We start from the raw sequence: 23,491 nt of genomic DNA, 5'->3' as shown, positions 1-23,491 counted from the left end.
GTCAGGACGTCGTGAAATCCTCGACGTTCTCCTTGGTCGCGACCCTGACCGGCACGGCCACGGTCTTGTCGATCTCCTCACCCTTGGCGGCCTTGACCGCGGCGGTCACCGCCTGCTGGCCGATCATCGCGGGCTGCTGGGCGACGGTGGCGTTCAGCGTGCCCGCCTGGACCGCCTTCAGGCCGTCAGGGGTGCCGTCGAAGCCGACGACCTTGACCTCCGTGCCGGCCTTGGCGCCCAGGGCCTTGATCGCGCCCAGGGCCATCTCGTCGTTCTCGGCGAACACGCCGTTGATGCCGGGGTGCGACTGGAGCAGGTTCGTCATGACGTCGAGGCCCTTGGTCCGGTCGAAGTCGGCCGGCTGCTGGGCCACGACCTGGATGTTCGGGAACGCCTTGACCCCCTCGGTGAAGCCCTGCCCCCGGTCGCGCGCGGCGGACGTGCCCGCCACGCCCTGCAGCACGACGACCTGGCCCTTCTCGGCGAGCTGCTTGGCCAGTTCCTGGGCCGCCAGCTTGCCGCCGGTCACGTTGTCGGAGGCCACGGTCTCCGTCACCTCGGCGCCGTTGACGCCGCGGTCGGCCGCGATGATCGGGATGTTGGCCCGCTGCGCCGCCTTGACCGCCGGTGCCGCCGCGTCGGAGTCGACCGGGTTCAGGATGATCGCCTTCATGGCCTGGCTGGCGAAGTTCTGGACCTGGTTCACCTGCTGGGAGGCGTCGTTCTGGGCGTCGGTGACGGTGAGCGTGGCGCCGAGCTTCTGGGCCTCGGCCTGCGCGCCGTCCCGGAGCTGGACGAAGTACGGGTTGTTCAGCGTCGAAACGGACATGCCGATCTTGATCTCGCCCGCCGCCGGCTTGGCGGAGGAGCTGTTGGAGCCCGACTGGCCGGACGAGCCGCAGGCGGTGAGGCCGAGTGCGAGAGCGGTGCCGACTATGACGATGGCAGGAATCCGCATGATCTATCCCCTTCCTATTACATTCCCCTGCGCCGCAGCGTGTCGACGAGGACCGCGAGCGCGATGACCACGCCGATCACGACCTGCTGCCAGAACGCCGAGACGGAGAGCAGGTTCAGGCCGTTGCGCAGCACGGCCAGGATGAGCGCGCCGACGAAGGTGCCGAGCGCCCGGCCCTTGCCGCCGGACAGGCTGGCGCCGCCGATGACCACGGCCGCGATGGCGTCCAGTTCGTAGCCGGCCGCGGCCTGCGGCTGGGCCGAGGCCAGGCGGCTGGCCAGCACGATGCCGGCAACCGCGGCGAACCCGCCGGACAGCGCGTACGTGATGAGCTTCTGCCGGCTGACCTTGATGCCCGACAGCCGGGCGGCCTCCTCGTTGCCGCCGATGGCGTACATCGCGCGGCCCGCGTAGGTCCTGTTCAGGATCACGGCCGCGATGCCGCCCATGACCACCATCACGACGACGGGGACCGGCAGGTAGGTGCCGATGGTGTCGCCCAGGTGGGAGACGGCGTCCGGCATCGCGATGGGGCTGCCCTGGGAGATGACGAGGGCCAGGCCGCGGGCGATGCCGAGCATGGCCAGCGTGGCGATGAACGGCGGCAGCTTGCCGTACGCGATGAGAGCCGCGTTGACCAGGCCGCACGCGACGCCGACCGCCAGGGAGACCACGGTGGCCAGCGGCCAGGGCAGGCCCGCGACGCTGGCCGTCCACGCCAGGACGATCGCGGAGAGCGCGGCGACGGAGCCGACCGACAGGTCGATGCCGCCGGTGACGATGACGAAGGTCGAGCCGAAGGCGAGGATCGCGGTGACGGCCGCCTGGACGCCCACGTTGAGCAGGTTCGTCACGCTCAGGAAGTCGGACGACAGCAGCGACAGCGCCACGACCAGCACGACGAGCGCCGCGAGCGCGCCGTTCTCGGCCAGCCAGGACCGCCGGAGGAACACGCTACTGGACACGGGGACCCTCCACCTCGGTGACCGCCAGCGCCATCACGCCGTCCTGCGTGGCCTCGGCCGCGGACAGCTCGCCGACCAGCCGCCCGCGCGCCATGACCAGGATCCGGTCGCTCATCCCGAGCACCTCGGGCAGGTCGCTGGAGATCATGAGCACCGCGTGCCCCGACGCGGTGAGCGCGTTGATCAGCTGGTAGATCTCGACCTTCGCGCCCACGTCGATGCCGCGGGTCGGCTCGTCGAGTATCAGGACCCCCGCGTCGGCCTCCAGCCACTTGCCGATGACGACCTTCTGCTGGTTGCCGCCGGAGAGCGTGCGGACCTCCTGGCCCAGGCCGGTCATCCGGATGCCGAGCTGTTCCGCGACCTCCGCGGCGGCCTGGTGCTGGCCCTTGCGGTCGACGAACCCGGCGCGGGTGGCCTCGCGCAGGGTGACCAGCCCGAGGTTCTCGGCGATGTCCGCGCCCAGGACCAGACCCTGGCCCTTGCGGTCCTCCGGGACCAGTCCGAGGCCGGCCTCCATGGCCGCGTGCACGTCCCCCGGCGTCGGTCGCCGGCCGCGTACGGTGACCTCGCCGGTGTCGTACCGGTCGGCGCCGAAGATCGCCCTGGCCACCTCGGTACGGCCGGCGCCCACCAGCCCGGCAACGCCGACCACCTCGCCGGCGCGCACCTCGAAGGAGACGTCCTCGAACACGCCCTTGCGGCCCAGCCCGGTGACCTTGAGCAGCGGCTCGCCCGCCTGGCCGCGCTCGCGCGGGAACTGCTGGTCGATCGGGCGGCCCACCATGAGACGGACCAGTTCGTCCTGCGGGGTGTCGGCGGGCACCTCGGCGACGGACCGGCCGTCGCGCAGCACGGTCACGCGGTCGCCGATCGCCGCGATCTCTTCGAGGTGGTGGGTGATGAAGATGATCGCCACGCCCTGCTCGCGGAGTCGGCGGACGATCGAGAACAGCTTCTCGACCTCGCCGGTGGTGAGCACCGCCGTCGGCTCGTCCATGATCAGGACGCGGGCCTGGAGGCCGAGCGCCTTGGCGATCTCCACCATCTGCATGCGCGCGATGCCCAGCCGGCTGACGGGCGTACGCGGATCGACGTCCACGCCGACCCGCGCCAGCAGCTCCACGGCGCGCTCGTGCATCCGCTTGGTGTCGACGAAGCCGAACCTGCGCGGCGGCCGGCCCAGCGACAGGTTCTCGGCCACGCTGAGCTCGGGTACGAGGTTGAACTCCTGGTAGATGGTGGCGATGCCGAGCCGTTGGGCGTCGCCGGCCGTGCGGATGTGCACGGGGTGGCCGTCGAGCAGCACGCGGCCCTCGTCGGGGTGGTAGGCGCCGGAGAGCATCTTGATCAGCGTGCTCTTGCCGGCGCCGTTCTCCCCCAGCAGGACGTGCACCTCACCGGAGCGCACGGTCAGGTCGACGCCATCGAGCGCCAGCACACCCGGGAAGCGTTTGCGCAGGCCCTCGGCCCTGAGAAGCTCCACCCTCCGATCGTGTCCGCCATCGTGCGTGCGGACACTGAACGTGCAGGTAGAAACGGCAGGCCTTTACCAGGAAAGTACCAGTCTGACGGGAACCGCCCCGGTCATCAGCCGCGAGTCACGGTGATCACGTCGCTGTAGGCGGAGTCGGAGTCGCCCGTGCCGTTGAACACCACCTTGTGCGTGGCGCCCGCGCCGGTGAGCGCCGAGGCCGGCACCGACCAGCGGTAGAGCCCGCCGGACGTGGACAGCAGTGGGCTGACGCCGGACACCACGGTCCAGCTGAACGCGGTCTGGTCGCCGGTCTTCTTGTACAGGATGCCGTCCTCGATCATGAACTCCGCGCCGATCGTCTGTACCGACCAGCCGGTCAGGTAATTGGCGTCGGTGTCGATGAAGACGTGGTGGAAGGAGAACGGCAGGTTGAACTGCGCCGTGTAGGTGGCGGTGGCCGAGTCGAGCGTCGTCGCTGGGTCGGTGATCGGCGGCGGGTTCGGGGTGGTGACGCTGACCTGGCCGGACGCCGCCGAGGAGCGGTCCGTGGTGTCGCGGGCCTTTACGGTGAACGCGTACGTGCCGCCGCCGCTCAGTCCGCTGATCTGGGCGGCCGTGACGGTGCCGGGCAGCGACTGCACCCGCACGCCGTTCTGGAAGACGTCGTAATAGGCGATCCCGTCCCCGGAGTCGGCGTCGGTGGAGGCCGCCCAGGCCAGCTTGACGCTGGTGGGGCCGAGGTCGGAGGTGGTGGGCGTGCCGGGGGTGGTGGGCGCGGTCGCGCTCGTGGCCGCGGTGGTCACTGAGCGCGCCGTGCTCGCGGCCGAGACGTGGCCCGCCTTGTCCCTGGCCCGCACGGTGAAGGTGTAGGCGGTGGACGGGGACAGGCCGCCCACGTCGAAGGTGGTCGCCGACGGAGTGGAGTTGGCCACGTTGCCGATCTTCGTGGTGCCCTGGTAGACGTCGTAGCCCACCACTCCCGGGTAGGCGGCCGAGGTCCAGCTCAGGCGCAGGCCGGTGGCCTTCACCAGGCTCGCGGTCGGCTGTGCGGGGGTCGCCGGGGTGGCGCCGCCGCTGCCTTTCGCCGCCGCGAGCTGCGCCGACATGTACGACGTGCTGGGCAGGACGTCCCACGGGTTGGCCATCACGTCATTGGTGACGTAGATGTACCCGGCGTTGTTGGCCTTGGACTTGGCGACGGCGGCGGCCACGGCGGTGGCGTCGGGCGCGTCGTAGACCAGGTGCCAGATCCGCTTGGGGTCGTAGGCGGCCTCCCACGCGGCCTGCTGGCGCTCCGCCGGCGGGTTGAGGTAGGTGGCGTAGTCGCCCTCGAAGGTGACGAGGATGTCGGCCGAGTCCGCGTAGCACGCGGCGGGCGCGATGCCCGGGTTGTGGATGGTGATCGCGCCGGGGTGGTACTTCTTCACGTACGCGCTCGACTCGCGGTACAGGTTCACCCAGGTCTCGCTGCCCGTCGTGGGGCCGCAGTCCTTCTGCGCCTGGTCGAAGAAGATGCCGTCGATGTTGCTGCCGTAGAACTCGTACCATCTGCCGATGTCGGTCTGGATCTGGGCGCGCCAGTCGGCGGCGGCGGTCGAGCCGAGCCGCGTCTTCAGCCCGGTGGTGCCGAAGTAGCCGGTGTCCACGTAGCCGATGACCTTGACGCCGGCGCTGTGCGTGGTGGCCAGCACGCTCGCGTAGTCGTCGTTCTTCCTGTTGGTGGGGCCGTTGAGCACGTTGGCCACCGCGATGGAGGGCTTGCTGGAGGCGGTGGTGAGCTGGTTCCAGTAGGCCAGCGAGTCGCCGCCGGGGTAGAAGTACGTGGGGATCGCGATCTCCTGGTCGAGAGTCGCGTCCGCGGCCTGCGCGGGGGTGGCGGTGAGGAGGAGGGCGAGCAGGGTGGTGGCGCCGAGTAACTTACGCATGAATCCCTTCCGGTTATTGGAACAGTGCGTTGACGCCGGTGTTCGCGGTTGACAGCGCGGACTTGGCGTCGGTGGTGCCGAGGAGGACGGAGGAGATCGCGGTGTTCATGAGCTCGTTGATCTTGTCAGCGTTGTCCGTGACGGGCAGCAGGAACGTGCCGTCGGCCGCCTTGGCCTCGTCCACGAACGCCGTCACGTCACGCCCGGCCGCCTCGTGCGCGGCCAGCGCCTTGTCGGAGGAGGTGGTGATGGCGGGCAGCACCTCGGTGGTGGCGGCGACCAGGTCCTGGCACTCGGCCGAGCCCACGAACTTGACCCACTGCCACGCCTCCTCCTTGTGCTTGGTCCCGGCGTAGATCGCGTCGGAGACGCCGTTGATCGGCGTCTTGCGGCCCTGCGGGCCCGCCGGCAGGGGCGCCGCGGCCAGGGGAAGCGTCTTGCTGTCGAGGTACGCCTTGGCCATCCACGATCCGGAGACGACCATCGCGGCCTTGCCCGACTGCAGCAGCGCGTCGCCGCCCAGCGCCGACTGCTTGTCGTACGGAGGGGCGTACCCCTTCTTGCTCAGCCCGGCGAACCAGGAGACGGTCTCGGCCAGCTTCGGGTCGTCGTAGAAGTACTTGCTGCCGAACGGGTTCTTGTCCAGGTACTTGAACCCGTTGCTCACCGCGAACCCGGCCCACGAGGTCTGGCCCAGAGCGGGGGCGCTGTAGTCGGGGGCGAAGCCGTACACCGCCACGTGCTCCTTGTCGAAGCCCGGGTCGGTGCCCTTACGGCCCTTGTCGTCGACGGTGAGGGCGGCGATGGCCTTTTCGAAGGTGCCGCCGTCCTGTGGGTTCCAGGTCCAGTTCGCGAAGCCGGCCGGGTCGAGCCCGGCCTTCTTGACCTGGTCCTTGTTGTAGAAGACGCCGATGGTGTCCCAGTCCAGCGGCAGGCCGTACCGCTTGCCGTCGCGTACCCAGATGTCGACGAGGCCCTTCTGGTACTGGCCGAGGTCGACCTTGTCGCGGGTGGCCAGCTCGCTGATGTCGAGGAGCTGGTTGTTCTTGGCGAACTGCGGATAGTAGGCGACCGAGTCGCGGAAGACGTCGGGCGCGGTGCCGGAGACGACCTGGGTGGTGAGGTTCTGCCAGTACTGCTCCCAGGCGACGGAGCTCATCTTGATGGAGATGGTGGGATTCTTCTTGGTGAAGGCGTCGGCGCACTGCTTGTAGGCGGGCACCTGGTTGTCGGCCCACATCACGTAGTTGAGCGTGATGGGTCCGGCCTTGGTGTCGCCGCCGCCGCAGGCCGCGGTGAGGGCGAGGAGTCCGACGGCTGCTGTCACGAAATATCTGGACATGGGGGTGTGTCCTTACTTGATGCCGGTGAACTGGAGCGAGTTGGCCAGCCGCTTGCCGAAGACCAGCAGGAGCAGCAGTACGGGGATGACGGACAGGGTCGAGCCGGCCATCAGGCCCGTCCAGTCGGGGCGGGCGTTCGGCGACTGCTGCAGGAACACGCCCAGCGCGACCGTGAGCACCCGGCTGTCCTCCTCCTGGCCCACCAGGAGCGGCCAGAGGTAGTCCTTCCAGGTCCAGACACCGTTGATCAGGGCGATGGTGATGAGCGGTCCCTTGGACATGGGCAGCGCGACGCGCCAGAAGACGCTCCACAGCCCGGCTCCGTCGATGACGGCCGCCTCCTCGACCTCGCGCGGCAGGGAGAGGAAGAACTGCCGCAGGAAGAAGACGGTGAAGGGCGTCATGAGCAGGATCGGGGCGACGAGCCCGGCGAAGGTGTTGAGCAGGCCGAGGTTGCGGACCAGGGCGAAGTTCGGCAGCAGCGTGAAGATCGGCGGGATCATCAGCGCCGAGACGAACACCGCGAACACCATCTCCCGGCCGCGGAAGCGCAGCCGGGCCAGCGCGTACCCGGCCATCGCGCACGACAGCGTCTGCACCACCACCACGACCGCCGTGTAGACGATCGAGTTACGCAGGTACAGCACGAAGTCCAGGGACGCCCCCGAGCCGCCCGCCGCCTGTGCTTCGGTGATCGTGGACAGGCCGAGCACCCGCTTGAAGTTCGCCCAGGTGAAGTGCTCGGGGATGAGCGAGAAGTTGTCGGAGAACAGGTGGCTGGCATCGGTGAGGGCGGTACGCACCATCCAGTAGAACGGGAAGACGGTCACCAGGACGGCGAGCCCCATCACCGTCCACGCCGCGATCCTGCCTGCGCGCATGGCTGGGCTCCTAACCGAGGTCCGAGTTCGACGCGCGCATCAGGCGCATCTGGAGATAGGTGAGCGCGCCCATGATCAGCACCAGGGTGAGCGCCATCGCCGCCGCGTAGCCCATGCGGAAGTGGGTGAACGCCTCCTGGTAGATGTAGTAGTAGATGACCTTGGTGGCGTTGATCGGGCCGCCCTTGGTGGTGACCGCGATGGTGTCGAAGATCTGGAAGCAGCCGATCACCGAGACCACCAGCACCAGGGCCAGCACCGGGCGGAGCAGGGGGAGCGTGATGCGGAAGAAGGTCCGGACCTCTCCGGCGCCGTCCATCGCCGCGGCCTCGTACACCTGCTCGGGGATCTGCAGCATGCCCGCGTACAGCAGCAGCGCCACGTAGCCGACGGAGGCCCACGTGGTCACCGCGGCGATGCTCGGCATGGCCTCGCCCGGCGAGTTGAAGAAGCCGTGGGTGGGCAGGCCCATTGCGTCGAGCAACTGGTTGACGAAGCCGAGGTTGGCGTCGAGCAGCCACAGCCAGAGCAGGGCGGTGGCCACGTTCGGCACCAGCCAGGGCAGCAGCAGCGTCGCCCTGAGCACCACCGACTTGGTCAGCCGGTGCATGAGCGCGGCCACCAGCAGCGCCAGCGAGAGCTGACCGGCCAGGTTCAGGACCGTGTTGTAGCCGGTGAGCAGCAGCGACCGCCAGAACAGCGGGTCACCGGCCAGCTCGGCGTAGTTGCCCAGGCCGACGAACTCGGGCTCCGACAGCAGGTTCCAGTCGGTGAACGACAGCCACACGCCCCGCACGCTGGGGTAGATGTAGAACGCGGCGAAGCCGAGCAGCGTCGGGGCCAGGAACAGCAGGGCCGCCCAGCCCTGCCCGCCTTCGGCGTTGTGCCTGCGCACGGTCTTGAACAGCGGCTTGGCCTGCGTGACGGCGCTCATGCCAGCCTCGGTACGAGCCGGAGCGCGTTCCCGGTGTAGACCTGCTCCAGCACGTCTCGCGGCAGGTCGAGACCGGAGATCGTCCAGCGGCCCATCAGCGGCGGGTCGTCCGAGGAGTGGGCGAACGCCTCGTCGTCGGTCTCCATGAACCGGAAGTGGGTCCGGTAGACCTCCCGGTCCGGCGGGATCTCGTCGGTGCCGAACAGCACCCGGTCCGGGTGGCGCAGCATCAGCGCCCGCGTCGCCCTGGGCTGGCGGCCCAGCTCGGCGATGCGGGCGGCGATGTCGATGTGGAAGTTCGGGTACGTGTCGAGCATCCGGCTCGCGAAGCCCAGGTTCTCCGGCCAGCAGCCCGCGTGCACGCCGATGACCGTGGTGGCCGGATGCTTGGCGATCATCGCCTCCATCGCGTCCATCAGCCGCTCGAACGGCGGGAACTCCGGCCCGGAGAAGTTCCAGTCCGGGCGGGCGGCCAGTAGTTCGAGCCGCTCGTTGCGTTCGTCGGCGGGCTCGAAGAAGGCCACCGGGTCGGCGGTGTGCAGCGCGATGGGGATGCCCGCCTCGCCGACGGCCGCCCACAGCGGGTCCAGCCGCGGGTCGTCGAGCATCACCAGCTCGCCGCGGTCGTCGCGGACCCGCAGGCCGACGTCCTTCCAGACCTTCAGCCCGGCCGCGCCCTCGGCCACCGAGCGGCGTAACTGCGCGGCCAGCCGCTCGCCGAAGCCCGGTTGGGTGGTCTGCGCCCAGTCGACGTGGCAGAAGGTGGCGAACCTGCCGGGGTGGGCCGCGTCGTAGCGCTCGATGTTCTCGGCCAGCTCGGCGCCCCAGCGGCCGTCGAGGTTGACCATGCCGCGCAGGTTGAGCTCGTCCATCAGGTCGATCAGCGCCGGGACGTCCTTGACCATCCAGCCGCCGTCGTCGCTGAGCCACCGGCCCAGGTGGATGTGGGCGTCCACGACGGGCACGGCGGCGCGGTCGACCTGGTGGACCGCGACCCGGAGTTGGGACACCGGCCGGTATCGGGACAACGGCGGGTCGGCTGGGCACATGGGCTACTCCTCGATCAGTTGCGGATGCCCGCGGGCAGCAGGTCGCCGTGCGCCGCGATCAGCTCGTCCACCAGCTCGCGGACCTGGCGGACCGGCAGCGTGGCGGCGGTGTTCGGGTCGAGCAGCGCGGCCTGGTAGACGTGGTCGCGCCGGCCTTCCAGCGCCGCCTTCACGGTCAGCTCGCTGACGTTCAGCATCGTCCGGTTGAGCGCGGCGACCTGGGCGGGCAGCTCGCCGATCCGCATCGGCTGCACGCCGGCGCGGTCGACGTAGCAGGGCACCTCCACGCAGGCGTCCTGCGGCAGGTTGGAGATCAGGCCGCCGTTGCGTACGTTGCCGTGGATCATCCGGCCGGTGCCGGTCTCCATGGAGTGGATGGCCAGCGACGCCAGCTCCTCGCCGCGCTCGATCGGGACGCCGGTCCCGGCCGCCAGCGAGCGCTTGTACGACTCGTACTCGTCGAAGCCCTCCGCCAGCCACTCCAGGTAGACGCCGACCGGGATGCGATAGCGCTCGACCTCTTCCTCGTGGGGCAGGAACCAGGGCAGGTACTCGGATCCATGCTCGCTCGACTCAGTCGGGAAGTAGCCGAAATTTCGGTATACCTCCACGCGGACGCGGCGGGCCAGCTCGGGATCCTTTTCGATCAGCGCGTCGAGCCGCGGGTACAGGTTCTCCCCGCCGTGCTCGAAGCGCAGCACGAACGCCTGATGGTTCACCCCCGCCGTGAGGAACGAGATCTCCTCCTCCGGCACCCCGACCATGCCCGCCAGCGTCCGCTGGGTGTCGCGCGCCGCGTGGCAGACGCCCACCACGTTGCGGAACGGCGTGCCCGCGTAGACCGCCCACGGGATCATCGACATCGGGTTGGTGTAGTTGAACAGGGTGGCGTCCGGTGCCAGCTCGGCCAGGTCGTTGCCGATGCCGACCATCACCGGGATCGTGCGCAGGGCACGGAAGATGCCGCCGATGCCGAGGGTGTCGGCGATGGTCTGGCGGACGCCGTACCGGGCGGGGATCGCGAAGTCACGCTCGACGGCGGCCAGGCCGCCGACGGCGATCTCGTTGATCACGTAGTCGGCGCCGTCGAGCGCGGCCCGGCGGTCGGCGTGCGCCTCGATCCTCGCGCCGACACCCAGCTCACCGACCATCCAGGTGGCCATGGCCTCGGCGGTGGACAGCCGGGCCTCGTCGATGTCGTGCAGCACGATCGTGGAGGCGGACAGCTCGGGGAAGGTGAGGAGGTCGGACAGCAGGTTCTTGGCGAACGTGATGCTGCCGGCGCCTACCAGGACGATGCGGGCCATGGGTTTCTACCTCGATTCCGGGGTGAGCTTTAGGGGAGTGAGCAGGGCCTTGATGGGGAGGGCTTGGCCGTGCATGAGCTGGGTGAAGATGTCGGCGCCTTCGTCGAGGGGGTAGGACGCGACCCAGGTCAGGTCCCATCCGCTGACCAGGTCGATGGCGGCGGCGAAGTCGGTGCCCGTGTAGGCGAAGGAGCCGAGGACGCGCTTCTCGGTGCGTACGAGGTCGGCGGCGTCGAAGGCGGCGGCGGGGTCGGCCAGGCCCAGCCACACCGTCACCCCGCCGGGGCGTAGGTGGGCCACGGACTGCTCCCGGGTGGCCGGCGCGCCGACGGCGTCGAAGATGACGTCGTACTCGCCGGTCAGCTCGGGGCCGGTGGTGGTGGCGCCGAGCCGGGCGGCGGCGGCCAGCCGCTCGGGTGAGCGGTCGGCGACGTGGATGGACGCGGCCTTGCCGGTGTGGGCGGTGTGCAGGCAGGTGAGCCCGATGGTGCCGGCGCCGATGATGGCGACGCGGGCTCCGGCGGGATGGCCGGCCAGGCGCCAGGCGTGCACCGCGTTGGCCAGCGGTTCGATGATGGCGGCGGCGGTGGGGTCGATGCCGCCGGGCAGCGGGATGACCGAGGCGGTGGGGACGGCGACGCGTTCGGCGTAGCCGCCGGGTCGGTGGATGCCGATGATCTGCCGGTTCCGGCAGATGTTGGGCTGTCCCTGGGCGCACAGGTCGCAGGCGCCGCAGGACAGGATCGGGTTGATGACGACGGGTTGCCCGTCGTCCGTGTGGCCGGTGAACTCGTGCCCCATGATCAGCGGCGGTGTCCGGAAGCCGGGTCTCTTGACCCCGTGCAGCTCGCTGCCGCAGATGCCGGAGGCGGCTACGTGGACGAGCACCTCGCCGGCGCCGACCTCGGGCTCGGGCGCCTCACGCAGCTCCACCACGCCCGGACCGGTGAACACCAGGGCCTTCACGCGAGCCCACCGATGGTCGAATGCTGGCGGTTCATAGAGCTCCTGTCTTGATCGCATTCCGTATTGCAGAACGTCATTCCGAATCAGCGATAGCAGATCATTGCCGGCAAGGGGATGTCAAGTGGCCAGAGGGGCCGAGAGTGGCTTTTCGCCTGTTTTATGGTATTCCGAATAATGGAACATCTCACCACAAAGCAGAATCCAGCCCTGCGGCTGAAACTTTCATAGATATACCGATACTTTCAGCGGTCAAGCTGCTGAAACGGCCCCGAGCTCGAGCGGGTATTGACCCTAAAGCTGCTGCTCAATAACGTCCCGAGGGATCGAAACTTTCGGGATCGGAGGTTGGGCGCCTGTGTTTCTCTTCAGATCTCTCACCGCGGTGGCGGCGCTGCTCGCCGTGTTCCTGCTGCCGACCACTCCGGCGGACGCGTCGGCGCCGCTGCGCGTGCACGCCGCCAGCCGCGGCAAGTTCATCGGCGCCGCGCTGGCCACCACCCCGCTGGCGAACGAGAGCCAGTACCGCACCATCGCGGCCACCGAGTTCAGCCAGGTCACCGCGGAGAACGCGATGAAGTGGGACTCGACGGAGCCGAGCCAGGGCCAGTTCAACTTCTCCGGAGCCGACCAGATCGTCACCTTCGCCACCCAGAACAACCAGCAGGTCCACGGGCACACGCTCGTCTGGCACAGCCAGACGCCCGGCTGGGTGCAGAGCCTCGGCGCGACCGCGATGCGCTCGGCCATGCAGAACCACATCAGCCAGGTCGTCGGCCACTACGCGAACAACGCGACCGTGACCTCCTGGGACGTGGTGAACGAGGTCTTCGACGACAACGGCAACATGCGTACCTCGTTCTGGTACAACACGCTCGGCCAGAGCTACATCGCCGACGCCTTCCGCGCGGCCCGCGCCGCCGACTCCAACGCCCGGCTGTGCATCAACGACTACAACGTCGAGGGGATCAACGCCAAGAGCACCGCGATGTACAACCTGGTGTCGTCGCTGCGCCAGCAGGGCGTGCCGGTCGACTGCGTGGGCTTCCAGGGCCACCTCGCGATCCAGTACGGCTTCCCGAGCCAGGTCCAGCAGAACATGCAGCGCTTCGCCGACCTCGGCGTCCAGGTCAGGGTCACCGAGCTGGACGTCCGGATGATCATGCCCCGCGACGCCACCAAGGACGCCACGCAGGCCACCTACTACCGCGACGTGGTCAACGCCTGCCTCGCGGTCACCGCGTGCGCCGGGATCACGATCTGGGGCTTCACCGACAAGTACTCCTGGGTGCCCGACACCTTCTCCGGCCAGGGCGCCGCGCTGATCTATGACGCCTCCTACCAGCAGAAGCCCGCGTACACCGCCGTACACGACGCGCTGGCGGGCGGCACCAGCACCGACACCACGCCGCCGACCACGCCCGGCACCCCGGCCGCGTCGAACGTCACCGCGAACTCCGTCACCCTGACCTGGACGGCGTCCACCGACTCCGGCGGCAGCGGCCTGGCCGGCTACAACGTCTACCGCGAGCAGGGCACCACCGATCCGCAGCTCGGGCAGAGCACCACCGCCTCCATCACGCTGACCGGGCTGAGCGCCGCCACCCAGTACCAGGTGTACGTACGAGCGCGCGACGGCGCGGGCAACCTGTCCGGGAACTCCGCCCTGGCCACCTTCACCACCACCTCCGGAGGGAGCGGCGGCGGGCCGTGCACGGCGACCGGCACCGTGCAGACCCAGTGGGCCGGCGGCTACGTGGTGCAGCCGGTGACGGTCACCAACACCGGCTCCTCGGCGATCAACGGCTGGACGGTCACCTTCACCCTGCCCGCCGGACACACGCTGAGCGGGTCCTGGAACGCCACGCTGACCAGCAGCGGCCAGAGCATCACCGCGAAGAGCCTGGGCTACAACGGCAACCTCGCCCCGGCCGCCAGCACCACCTTCGGCTTCCAGGTCAGCCGCCCGGCAGGCGACACCGCGACGCCGTCCGGCTACACCTGCGCGTCTCCCTGACCGCCTCGATCAGTGACGGGGGAGCGGCCCATGAGGTGCCGCGCCCCCGTTCGCGCCGTCCAGACTCCGGTCAGTGATCCACACCTCGGCGACCTGCCTGTTAGCGTTATCGCGGAGGTGGTGATCCGGATGGCTGGGGGATCGGACGGCAAGGCGCGCACCAGGCCCGCCGTGCTCGGCGACGTGGCCGCGCTGGCGGGCGTCTCGGCGATGACGGTCTCGCGGGTGCTCAACGCGCCCGACCGGGTCCGCGCCGAGACCCGGGAGCGCGTGCTGGCCGCCGTGCGCGAGCTCGACTACTGGCCCAACTCGGCTGCTCGGCAGCTGGTCACGGGCCGTTCGGGCGTGCTCGGCGTGGTCAGCATCGACACCACCCTGTACGGCCCGGCCTCCACCCTCTACTGCATAGAGCAGGCGGCCCGGCTGGCCGGCTACACCGTGAGCATCGCCAGCCTGAGCCTGCTCAACCGCAAGTCGATCGAGGAGGGCGTACACCGCCTCCGCACCCAGTCCGTCGACGGCGTGGTCATCGTCGCGCCCCACGAGTCGGCGGTCGACGGCCTGCGTTACCTGCCGCCCGATCTGCCGGTGGTGGCCGTCGACGCGGGCAAGGACGTCCCGGTGCCGGTGGTCATGGTCGACCAGCGGGCGGGCGCCGCGCGGGCGACCCGCCACCTGCTGAGCCTCGGCCACGAGACGGTCTGGCACGTGAGCGGGCCGGTCGACTGGATCGACGCCAGCGGCCGGATCGAGGGCTGGCGGGGGGCGCTGGAGGCCGAGGACCGGCCGGTGCCCGAGCTGTTACGCGGTGACTGGAGTCCCCGGTCGGGTTACCTGCACGGCCGGCGGCTGGCCGCCGACCCGTCGGTCACGGCCGTCTTCGTGGGCAACGACCAGATGGCGCTGGGCGTCCTGCGGGCGATGCGCGAGGCCGGGCGCCGGGTGCCGGAGGAGGTGAGCGTGATCGGCTTCGACGACATTCCGGAGGCCGCCTACTACTGGCCCCCGCTGACCACGGTCCGGCAGGACTTCCGCGAGGTCGGCAGGAGCGCTTTCCACCTGCTCCTCGACCGGATGGCGGGCGCGGGGAAAGAGACCCAGCGTCTGGTGGAGCCCGAGCTCGTGGTCAGGGAGAGCACGGGCCCCAGCCATACGAGGTGATCAGCCGAGGCGGATCATGTTCCAGGACACAGGAGGCAGCAGCACGCGGAGCGGATCGTGCTGGACGTCCGGGTTCGGCCGGGGTGCGACGGTGTCCGGCGCCTCGGCCGTGTTGCGGGCGTAGACGTCGGGGCCCGCCAGCGTGGTGGCCTCGATGATGCGGGCGCCGCCCAGCGACCGTGCGTCGATCTCCAGCGACAACGGCTCGTCGGTCGAGCGGTTGACGGCGAAGATCACGGTCTCGTCGCCGGAGTGCGTGGCGACGGCGTGCAGCAGCGGCACCTCCCCGAACTCCTTGGTGTCGTGGCTCGGCGAGGTCGCCTCGACGCGGAGCACGTCGCCGGCGGCGTACCGGGACGCCTGCGCGAAGGGGTGGAAGGTGGTCTGCTTCCACGCGGACCCGCCGGGCGACGTCATGATCGGCGCGATCACGTTGACCAACTGGGCCAGCGAGGCGGAGGTCACCCGGTCGCTGTTGCGCAGGAGGGTGATCAGCAGGCCGCCGAAGGCCACCGCGTCGGCCAGGTGGTAGTGGTCCTCCAGCAGCGGCGGCGCGACCGGCCAGTCGCGCGGCGGCTCGGCGGCCTGGTAGCGGGACAGGTACCAGACGTTCCACTCGTCGAACGAGAGGTTGATCTTCTTGCGCGACTTAAGCCGGGCCCCGACGTGGTCGGCGGTGGCCACGACCGAGGAGATGAAGTACTCCATGTCGGTCGAGGAGGCCAGGAAGCTGGCGAGATCGCCGTCCTTCTCCTCGTAGTAGGCGTGGCAGGAGACATAGTCGACCACGTCATAGGTCTCCTCGAGCACCGTGGCCTCCCACGCGCCGAAGGTCGGCATCGACGAGCCCGAGCTGCCGCAGGCGACCAGCTCCAGCTCGCCGTCCATCGTGCGCATGGCGCGGGCGGTCTCGGCGGCCAGCCGGCCGTACTCGCGGGCGGTCTTGTGGCCGGTCTGCCACGGGCCGTCCATCTCGTTGCCCAGGCACCACATCCGGATGCCGTGCGGCTCCTTGGCGCCGTTGGCGATCCGCAGGTCCGACAGCGCGGTGCCGGACGGGTGGTTGCAGTATTCGAGCAGGTCCAAGGCCTCGGCGATGCCACGGGTGCCGAGGTTGAGCGCCATCATCGGCTCCACCCCGGCCTTGCGGCACCAGCGGACGAACTCATCCACCCCGACCTCGTTGGTCTCGGTGCTGTGCCAGGCCAGGTCCAGCCGCCGGGGCCGCTCGGCGACCGGCCCGATGCCGTCCTCCCAGCGGTAACCGGACACGAAGTTGCCGCCCGGGTAGCGGACCGTGGACACGCCCAGTTCGCGGGTCAGGTCGAGGACGTCGCGGCGGAAGCCGTCCGCGTCGGCGGTCGGGTGGCCCGGCTCGTAGATGCCGGTATAGACGCAACGGCCCAGGTGTTCCACGAACGTGCCGAAGGTACGGCGGCGTACCGGGGCTACGCGGAAGGCGGGGTCGATGGTGAGATGCGCTTCGTGCACTGTGCAGACTCCTCGAAAGTGATTCCTCGATTGTTAGCGCTCCCATAGGTCGGGTCAAGTGGTCTTGACAGCTCTGGTGTTACCGCAAACACTCGGGTAACCCGAAAAGAGGCCGCTCATGGAAGGTCCTTCACCCGTCTCCCGCCGCCATCTTCTCGGCGGCGCCCTCGCCCTTCTCGGTGCCGGCGCGGCCGGCTGCGCGATCCCCATCGGCCTGGGCTCGGCCCAGCGCCGGGTCCGCTACTGGCACTTCCTCGGCGCCAGTGACGGCATCATCATGAACCGGATGGTCGGCGCGTTCGCCAAGGCCAATCCCGACATCTTCGTCGAGGAGAACGTGCTCGCGTGGGGCGAGCCGTACTACACGAAGATCGCGATGGCCGGAGCGGGCGGGCGCTCGCCCGACCTGGCCACCTTCCACCTGGCCCGCCTGTCCGGGATCGGCGCCGGTCGGATACTCGACCCGATCAACCTCGACCTGCTCGCCGAGAACGGCCTGCGGGCCGCCGACTTCAGCCCGCCCATCTGGGAGCGCGCCCACATCGACGGCGAGCTGTACGCCGTGCCGTTCGACGCCCATCCCATGGTCCAGTACTACAACACCGACATCTCCCGAAAGGCCGGCCTGCTCGGCGCCGACGGCAAGCTGAAGCCGACCACCGGGACCGACGAGCTGCTGGCCATGCTGCGCACGGCCAAGGACACGCTCGGCGGCAAGCCGCCGCTGGTCTTCGACGCGCTCGGCCTCGGCACCGTGGGCCCGTGGCGGGTGTGGGAGTCGCTGTACGCGCAGAGCGGCGGCACGCTGGTGTCGGACGACGGCGCCCGGGTCGCCCTCGACGACGCCAAGGCGCTCGACGCGCTGCGGTTCATGCAACTGCTCGGCAAGGAAGGGCTGTGCAGCCCGCGCACCGACTACGGCGCGTCCGTGGCCGCCTTCACCAACGGCGAGGCGGCCTTCCTGTGGAACGGCGACTGGGAGACCACCGGGTTGAAGGAACGCAAGACGCCGTTCAGCATGGCCCGCTTCCCCAGCGTCTTCGGCAGCGGCGCGGCCCAGGCCGACTGCCACTCGTTCGTGCTGCCGCACCAGCGCAGCCGGGATCCGGAGACCGAGGCGGCGACCTACCGGTTCATCGCCTACCTGGTCAAGCACAGTGCCGACTGGGCGGTGGCTGGGCACGTGCCCGCCTACCTGCCCGCGCTGGAGGAGCCTTCCTACCTCGCGCTGCAGCCGCAGTCGGAGTACCGCTCGGTGATTACCGAGGTCGCCCTGGATCCGAAGGTGTGGTTCGCCGGGTCCGCGTCGCGGTTGTGGATCGAGTTCGGCGGCGCGTTCTCGCCGGTCATCAGCGGGTCGCGGACGCCCGAGCAGGGCTTGGACACCGCCAAGCAGGCGCTCAACCGACTCATGTCAGCCCCCAACCCCTTCCCTGCCAAGGAGGGATGATGACCGCCACCGTCGCCGCCCCCGCCGCCACCGCTCCGGTCTCCCAGATCCAGGTACGGCGCCGCTGGACCCAGCACGGGCTGCTGTTCGTCGCGCCCTTCCTGCTGATCTATGTCGTCTTCCTGGTGTGGCCGACCGTGCTCGGCTTCCGCATGAGCCTGTCGAGCGTCAACATCGCCGGCGGCAACAACGAGCTCGTCGGGTTCGCCAACTACGCCGAGGCGTTCAGCGATCCCAGGATGTGGCACTCGCTGTGGAACACGCTGGTGTTCACCGTGCTGAGCACGATCCCGCTGGTGCTGCTCGGCCTGGCCTTCGCCCTGCTGGTGCACAACCTGCGCTTCCTGCAGTGGCTGTGGCGGCTGTCGTTCTTCGGGCCGTTCCTGCTGCCGTCGGCCGTCATCGCGGTGCTCTGGCTGCAGATGATCTACCCGCCCGACTACGGCCTGCTCAACGGCACGCTGGGCACCCATGTCCTCTGGCTGGGCGACCCGGACGTGGCGATGTGGTCGATGGTGCTGACCACCGTCTGGTGGACGGTCGGCTTCAACTTCCTGCTCTACCTCGCCGCCTTGCAGTCGATCCCCCAGCACCTGTACGACGCCGCCGCGATCGACGGGGCGACGGCCTGGACCAAGCTGCGCTCGATCACGCTGCCGCTGCTCGGCCGGACGACCGGGCTCATCGTGGTGCTGCAGCTCCTGGCGTCGCTGAAGGTCTTCGACCAGATCTACCTGATGACGAACGGCGGCCCCGAGGAGGCCACCCGGCCGATCATCGAGTACGCCTACGAGGTCGGCTTCTCCGGCTACCGCATCGGCTACGCGTCGGCCATCACCTACATCCTCTTCGTCCTGATCGTCATCGTGTCGCTGGGGCAGCTCCGGCTGCTCCGCAAGCGCGAGGAGGCCCTGTCATGACCAAGCGGTTCAGCCCCTCCCAGATCATCCTGCTGGTGATCGCGGCGGCGCTCGCCATCGTCTGGATCGCCCCCATCGCCTGGGCCGTCGCCACCTCGCTGAAGCCCGAGGCCGAGACCACCAAGCTCCCGCTCCAGTGGTTCGGCAGCGAGCTCACCCTGGACGCCTACCGGCTGGTGCTGGCGACCGGCGGCATCGTCAAGTGGGCGATCAACTCGACGGTCACCGCGGTCGTCGTCACCTTCATGACCGTGCTGTTCTCGGCGATGGCCGCGTACGGGTTCGCGCGCACGCAGTTCCGCGGCCAGCGGGTGCTGCTGGTGGTCATCCTGGCCGGGATCATGGTGCCGCCGCAGGTGCTCATCGCGCCGCTGTTCGCCGAGATGGTGTCGTTCGGGCTGGTAGACACCTGGTGGTCGATCATCCTGCCGCAGGTCGCGGCGCCGCTGATCGTGTACATCCTCTACAAGTTCTTCCAGGACGTGCCGCTGGAGCTGGAGCAGGCGGCCTTCGTGGACGGGGCCGGGCGCTGGCGGGTGTTCTTCACGATCGTCCTGCCGCTGTCGCGGCCGGTGCTCGCGGCCGTGTCGATCTTCACATTCATTACGACGTGGAACAACTTCCTCTGGCCGTTCCTGGTCTCGACCGACCCCAACACGATGACGCTCCCGGTCGGCCTGGCCAACGTGGTGCAGGGCACGTTCGGCCTCCGGTACGCGCAGATCATGGCCAGCGTGGTGCTCGCCGGGCTGCCGCTGCTGGTGGTCTTCGTCCTCTTCCAGCGTCAGATCATCCGGGGAGTCGCCCATACCGGCCTCGCCGGTCAGTGACGAACTGCCCGGCCGGCGGTCAAAGGAGCTTGTCGAGGGTGATCGGCAGGTCGCGGACGCGCTTGCCGGTGGCGTGGTGCACGGCGCTCGCGATGGCCCCCGCGACGCCCGTGATGCTCACCTCGCCGATGCCGAGCAGGCCCAGGGGCATGGTCGGGTCGGGCTCGTCCAGGTAGTGGATGTCGATCGGCGGGATGTCGGCGTGCACGGGGACGTGGTAGTCGCCCAGCCCCGGGTTCATCACGCGGCCGTTGCGCGGGTCGACCAGCGTCTCCTCCGACAGCGCCATGCCGATCCCCATCACGATGCCGCCCCGGAGCTGGCTGGCCGCCGTCTTCGCGTTGATCACCCGGCCCACGTCGAACACGCCGAGCCAGCGCGACACCCGCACCTCGCCGGTGTCCTGGTCGACGCGTACCTCGCAGAACTGGGCGCCGCACGCGGCCTTGACCCAGCGCCGCTGGTCGCTGAGGAACTTCGCCATGAACCTGACCTGCCCGGCCACCGCGCCGAGGCCCGATTCGGCCCCGATAGCGGCCTCGACGTACGGCCGGCCCGCCCTGGACAGGATGGCCTCGTAGCTCTCGCCGGAGTCCGGCCGGTCGAGCCGGTAGAGCCCGCCGTCCCTGGCCTCGACCCCGGCGAGCCGCTGCCCGCGGAGCGGCGAGTCGCCGGAGCGCCTGGCCAGGCCCAGCACCTCCCCCTTCAGCTTCGCGCAGGCCGCCAGCAGGCTCGCCGCGATGCTCGCGGTCTGCGCGGAACCGCCCGCCATCGGCCCGGTCGGCAGGTCCGTGTCGCCGTACTCCACCCGGACCGCCTCATAGGGCACGCCCAGCTCGTCGGCGGCGATCTGCGCCTGCGCGGTCGCGCCGCCCATGCCCATCTCCTGGAAGCCGCAGCGCACCACGACCGTGCCGTCGGCCGAGAGCCGCGCGGTGACGTTGGCCGTGAACTGCACCGACGGATGGTAGGCCGTGGCCACCCCCATGCCGACGAGCCACCTGCCGTCGCGCATCGAGCCGGGCTCCGGCGTGCGCTCGGCCCAGCCGAACCGCTCGGCGCCCAGCGCGTACGCCTCGCGCAGCATCCGGTGCGCGAAGCGCTTGCCGTCGAGCGGGTTGCGCGCGGGCTCGTTGCGCATCCGCAGCTCGATCGGGTCGACGCCGAGCTCGCCGGCCAGCTCGTCGACCGCCGCCTCCAGCGCGAACGTGCCGATGGCTTCGCCGGGCGCGCGCATGAACGTGTTGGGGATCAGGTCCATCTCGACGAGGTTCTGCTGGAGGAGGATGTTCTCGGCGTCGTAGAGGTGCCCCGCGGCGCCGGTGACCTGCTCGGGGCCGCCGCCCACCTTCCCGGACCTGGTGACGCTGGTGTGGATCAGCGCGGTCAGCCTGCCGTCCTGGCCGGCGCCGAGCGCGACGCGCTGGATCGAGGGCGTGCGCCCGCCGACCGTACGGTAGACACCCTCCCTGGTCAGCATCATCCGCACCGGCCTGCCGGTCGCCCGGGCGGCCAGCGCGGTCAGGATCGTGCCCGGCCAGATCAGGCCCTTGCCGCCGAAGCCGCCGCCGACGTACGGCGAGGTCATGCGGACGTTCCGCTCGGGGATGCCGAACCTGAGCGCGAGGTGCTTGCGCATCCACGCGATGGCCTGGCTGCCCTCGTGGACGGTCAGCCGGTCGCCGTCCCAGATGGCCGTGGTCGCGTGCGGCTCGATCGCGTTGTGGTTGTGGGGCGGGGTGGTGAAGCGCAGGTCCACCGACACCGGTGCCGCCGCCAGCGCCGCCTCCGCGTCGCCCTTCTTGGCGCTGCCCGCCCCCAGCAGGCTGTTCTTCTGCGGCTTGGCGTTCGCCTCCTCCGCGGCGAAGTCCACCGCGGCCGGGAACTCCTGGTAGGTCACCTCGACCAGGGCCGCGCCACGCCGCGCCGCCTCCAGGCTCTCCGCCACGACGACCGCCACCGGCTGGCCGTCCCAGTGCACCTCGTCGGTGTTCAGGTAGTTGACCGACGTCGCGGAGACCATCGTGCTCAGGTCGAGCATGCTCCGCGCGGGCGCCGGCTTCAGCACGGGCGCGTTCAGGTGGGTGATCACCGACAGGACGCCCGTCACCGCCTCGGCCGCCTTGGCGTCGATGCCGGTGATCCGGCCGCGCGCGACCGTCGCGTGCACCAGGGCGGCGTACGCGAGGTCCGGGTACGGGAACTCGGCGGCGAACCGGGCCTTGCCCGTCGTCTTCTCCGGGCCGTCGACCCGGTCGATCCCCTGGCCCACGGCCCGCTCGCGCGGTGGGCTCTGCGTCTCAGTGGTGGTCATGCCATCCTCCCAACGCCAAGGCTCCTGTCGCTGAGCCGCCGCAGTGTCGCCACGATCGTCCGTTGAGCCAGCTCGATCTTGAAGGTGTTGTCCGGCCTGCCGACCGCCGGCTCCAGCTCCGCCTCCGCCGCCCGGCGGAACGACTCGTCGGTGGCCGGGGCGCCGAGCAGCACCGCCTCGGCCTGGCGGGCCCGCCACGGCTTGGCCGCCACCCCGCCGAGCGCCAGCCGTACGTCGGTCACCACCCCGTCCGTGACCTCCAGCGCGGCGGCGACCGAGACCAGGGCGAAGGCGTACGAGGCCCGGTCGCGCACCTTGCGGTAGCTGGAGGGCGCCGTCAGCTCCGGCACCTCGACCGCGGTGATCAGCTCGTCCGGCTCCAGCGCCGTCTCCAGATGCGGAGTGCCGCCGGGCAGCCGGTAGAAGTCGGCCAGCGGCACGCGCCGCAGGCCGCGTACGCTCTGCACCTCGACGGTGGCGTCCAGCGCGGCGAGCGCGACGCACATGTCCGATGGGTGCGTCGCGATGCAGTCGTCGCTCACGCCGAGAACGGCGTGGTTGCGGTTGAAGCCGCCGATCGCGTCGCAGCCGCTGCCGGGTACGCGCTTGTTGCAGGCCGCCGCGCCGTCGTAGAAGTAGGGGCACCGGGTGCGCTGCAGCAGGTTGCCGCCCACCGTGGCCATGTTGCGAAGCTGCGCCGAGGCGCCCGCGAGTATCGCCTGCGACAGCACCGGATAGCGGGTCCTGATCAGCCGGTGGGCGGCCAGGTGGCTGTTGCGCACCAGCGCTCCGACGCGCACGCCGCCGCCGGGCAGCTCCTCGATCTCGGTCAGCGGCAGCCGGGTGATGTCGACCACCGTGTCGGGCTGCTCGATGTCCTCGCGCATCAGGTCGACGAGGTTCGTCCCGCCGCCGATGAACTTCGCGTTGGGCTCCGCCGCGATCACACGGACGGCCGTCGCCACGTCGGGGGCGCTGACGTACGCGAACGGCTTCATCGCGCGACCTCCTTGATGGCGTCGACGATCCCGTTGTACGCGCCGCAGCGGCACAGGTTGCCGCTCATGCGCTCCCTGATCTCGGCCTCCGACAGCCCGGTGGCTCCCGGCTCGGTGACCGCGCTGGGCATCCCCGCTCCGTGCTCGGCCAGCATGCCGATCGCCGAGCAGATCTGGCCGGAGGTGCAGTAGCCGCACTGGAAGCCGTCGTGCTCGATGAACGCCTGCTGGATCGGGTGCGTGATCCCCTCGATGGTGGTGATGTCGCGGTCCTCGTACTGCACGGCGAGAGCCAGGCAGGAGTTGATCCGCTCGCCATCGGCCAGCACCGTGCAGGCCCCGCAGGCGCCCTGGTCACAGCCCTTCTTCGTGCCGGTCAGGTCGAGCTGCTCGCGTAGTGCGTCGAGCAGGCTGACCCATGGTTCGATGTCGAGCGAGCGAGTTGTGCCGTTCACCCGCATACGCAGCGTGACCACATGTCCCTCCGGATGGGTTCGCGTCATATGGG

At 69.9% G+C, this 23,491-nt stretch carries 19 protein-coding genes; 5 read left to right on the top strand and 14 right to left on the bottom strand.

Translation table 11 applies throughout. From position 1 onward, the window contains the following. Nucleotide 1: 1 nt before the first annotated feature. The 10 genes from KLK06_RS61020 to KLK06_RS52640 form a co-directional block, all read right to left on the bottom strand. The gene (locus KLK06_RS61020) at nt 2-958 is read right to left on the bottom strand and encodes a substrate-binding domain-containing protein (RefSeq protein ID WP_250907431.1); all 957 of its coding nucleotides are present in this window, start codon (nt 956-958) and stop codon (nt 2-4) included. Nucleotides 959-975: 17 nt separating this feature from the next. After that, entirely contained in the window at nt 976-1,923 is a 948-nt protein-coding gene (locus KLK06_RS61015) for an ABC transporter permease (protein WP_308168873.1), read from the bottom strand. Then, nucleotides 1,913-3,409, bottom strand: coding sequence for a sugar ABC transporter ATP-binding protein (locus tag KLK06_RS52675; protein ID WP_214643426.1), 1,497 nt, complete (start codon nt 3,407-3,409; stop codon nt 1,913-1,915). Before KLK06_RS52675 ends, KLK06_RS61015 begins: the two co-directional genes overlap by 11 nt. Before the next feature lie 104 nt (nt 3,410-3,513). Next, entirely contained in the window at nt 3,514-5,325 is a 1,812-nt protein-coding gene (locus KLK06_RS52670; RefSeq protein WP_214643425.1) for a spherulation-specific family 4 protein, read from the bottom strand. Between the two features lie 13 nt (nt 5,326-5,338). Beyond that, entirely contained in the window at nt 5,339-6,667 is a 1,329-nt protein-coding gene (locus KLK06_RS52665; protein WP_214643424.1) for a sugar ABC transporter substrate-binding protein, read from the bottom strand. A 12-nt stretch (nt 6,668-6,679) separates the two neighbouring features. Next, complete coding sequence (locus KLK06_RS52660) at nt 6,680-7,549, bottom strand: carbohydrate ABC transporter permease (RefSeq protein WP_214643423.1); 870 nt, start codon at nt 7,547-7,549, stop codon at nt 6,680-6,682. Nucleotides 7,550-7,559: 10 nt separating this feature from the next. Further along, a complete protein-coding gene (locus KLK06_RS52655; RefSeq protein WP_214643422.1) occupies nt 7,560-8,483 on the bottom strand; it encodes a carbohydrate ABC transporter permease in 924 nt (307 codons plus the stop codon). Continuing rightward, nucleotides 8,480-9,532, bottom strand: a complete 1,053-nt coding sequence (locus KLK06_RS52650) for an amidohydrolase family protein (protein ID WP_214643421.1) — start codon at nt 9,530-9,532, stop codon at nt 8,480-8,482. Before KLK06_RS52650 ends, KLK06_RS52655 begins: the two co-directional genes overlap by 4 nt. A gap of 14 nt (nt 9,533-9,546) precedes the next feature. Next, a complete protein-coding gene (locus tag KLK06_RS52645; protein ID WP_214643420.1) occupies nt 9,547-10,839 on the bottom strand; it encodes an alpha-glucosidase/alpha-galactosidase in 1,293 nt (430 codons plus the stop codon). Between the two features lie 6 nt (nt 10,840-10,845). After that, the gene (locus KLK06_RS52640; protein ID WP_214643419.1) at nt 10,846-11,805 is read right to left on the bottom strand and encodes an alcohol dehydrogenase catalytic domain-containing protein; all 960 of its coding nucleotides are present in this window, start codon (nt 11,803-11,805) and stop codon (nt 10,846-10,848) included. Nucleotides 11,806-12,160: 355 nt separating this feature from the next. Between KLK06_RS52640 and KLK06_RS52635 the strand changes: the two genes are divergently transcribed. Together KLK06_RS52635 and KLK06_RS52630 are read left to right on the top strand one after the other, a co-directional pair. Next, nucleotides 12,161-13,819 (top strand): endo-1,4-beta-xylanase, encoded by a 1,659-nt coding sequence (locus tag KLK06_RS52635; RefSeq protein ID WP_214643418.1) that lies wholly within the window; start codon nt 12,161-12,163, stop codon nt 13,817-13,819. Between the two features lie 129 nt (nt 13,820-13,948). After that, nucleotides 13,949-14,980 carry a LacI family DNA-binding transcriptional regulator gene (locus KLK06_RS52630; protein WP_214643417.1) on the top strand — a complete coding sequence of 344 codons (1,032 nt, stop codon included), beginning with the start codon at nt 13,949-13,951 and terminating at the stop codon, nt 14,978-14,980. On the opposite strand, the gene KLK06_RS52625 is transcribed toward KLK06_RS52630, so the two are convergent. Further along, nucleotides 14,981-16,471: an alpha-N-arabinofuranosidase gene (locus KLK06_RS52625; RefSeq protein ID WP_214643416.1), complete on the bottom strand. Its 1,491-nt coding sequence runs from the start codon at nt 16,469-16,471 to the stop codon at nt 14,981-14,983. It lies immediately after the preceding gene. Between the two features lie 118 nt (nt 16,472-16,589). Between KLK06_RS52625 and KLK06_RS52620 the strand changes: the two genes are divergently transcribed. From KLK06_RS52620 to KLK06_RS52610, 3 genes are read left to right on the top strand one after another with little or no spacing between them, the layout of a single operon-like run. Further along, nucleotides 16,590-17,921: an extracellular solute-binding protein gene (locus KLK06_RS52620; RefSeq protein ID WP_214643415.1), complete on the top strand. Its 1,332-nt coding sequence runs from the start codon at nt 16,590-16,592 to the stop codon at nt 17,919-17,921. Then, entirely contained in the window at nt 17,918-18,841 is a 924-nt protein-coding gene (locus KLK06_RS52615) for a carbohydrate ABC transporter permease (RefSeq protein WP_250907430.1), read from the top strand. The genes KLK06_RS52620 and KLK06_RS52615 overlap by 4 nt, the downstream gene beginning before the upstream one ends. Then, the gene (locus tag KLK06_RS52610) at nt 18,838-19,671 is read left to right on the top strand and encodes a carbohydrate ABC transporter permease (RefSeq protein WP_214643414.1); all 834 of its coding nucleotides are present in this window, start codon (nt 18,838-18,840) and stop codon (nt 19,669-19,671) included. The genes KLK06_RS52615 and KLK06_RS52610 overlap by 4 nt, the downstream gene beginning before the upstream one ends. Nucleotides 19,672-19,690: 19 nt before the next feature. Here the strand turns inward: KLK06_RS52610 and KLK06_RS52605 are convergent, their stop codons facing one another. The 3 genes from KLK06_RS52605 to KLK06_RS52595 are packed head-to-tail and all read right to left on the bottom strand — an operon-like array spanning nt 19,691 to nt 23,486. Next, the gene (locus KLK06_RS52605; protein ID WP_214643413.1) at nt 19,691-21,985 is read right to left on the bottom strand and encodes a xanthine dehydrogenase family protein molybdopterin-binding subunit; all 2,295 of its coding nucleotides are present in this window, start codon (nt 21,983-21,985) and stop codon (nt 19,691-19,693) included. After that, complete coding sequence (locus tag KLK06_RS52600) at nt 21,982-22,983, bottom strand: xanthine dehydrogenase family protein subunit M (protein ID WP_214643412.1); 1,002 nt, start codon at nt 22,981-22,983, stop codon at nt 21,982-21,984. The genes KLK06_RS52605 and KLK06_RS52600 overlap by 4 nt, the downstream gene beginning before the upstream one ends. Further along, nucleotides 22,980-23,486, bottom strand: coding sequence for a (2Fe-2S)-binding protein (locus KLK06_RS52595; RefSeq protein ID WP_250907429.1), 507 nt, complete (start codon nt 23,484-23,486; stop codon nt 22,980-22,982). The genes KLK06_RS52600 and KLK06_RS52595 overlap by 4 nt, the downstream gene beginning before the upstream one ends. Between the last annotated feature and the right edge of the window lie 5 nt (nt 23,487-23,491).

Origin of the sequence: Nonomuraea sp. NEAU-A123, from assembly GCF_018603905.1 — a bacterium.
Lineage (GTDB): Bacteria > Actinomycetota > Actinomycetes > Streptosporangiales > Streptosporangiaceae > Nonomuraea.
The sequence above is the reverse complement of the archived record's forward strand: the minus strand, read 5'-3'. Positions and strand labels throughout refer to the sequence as shown.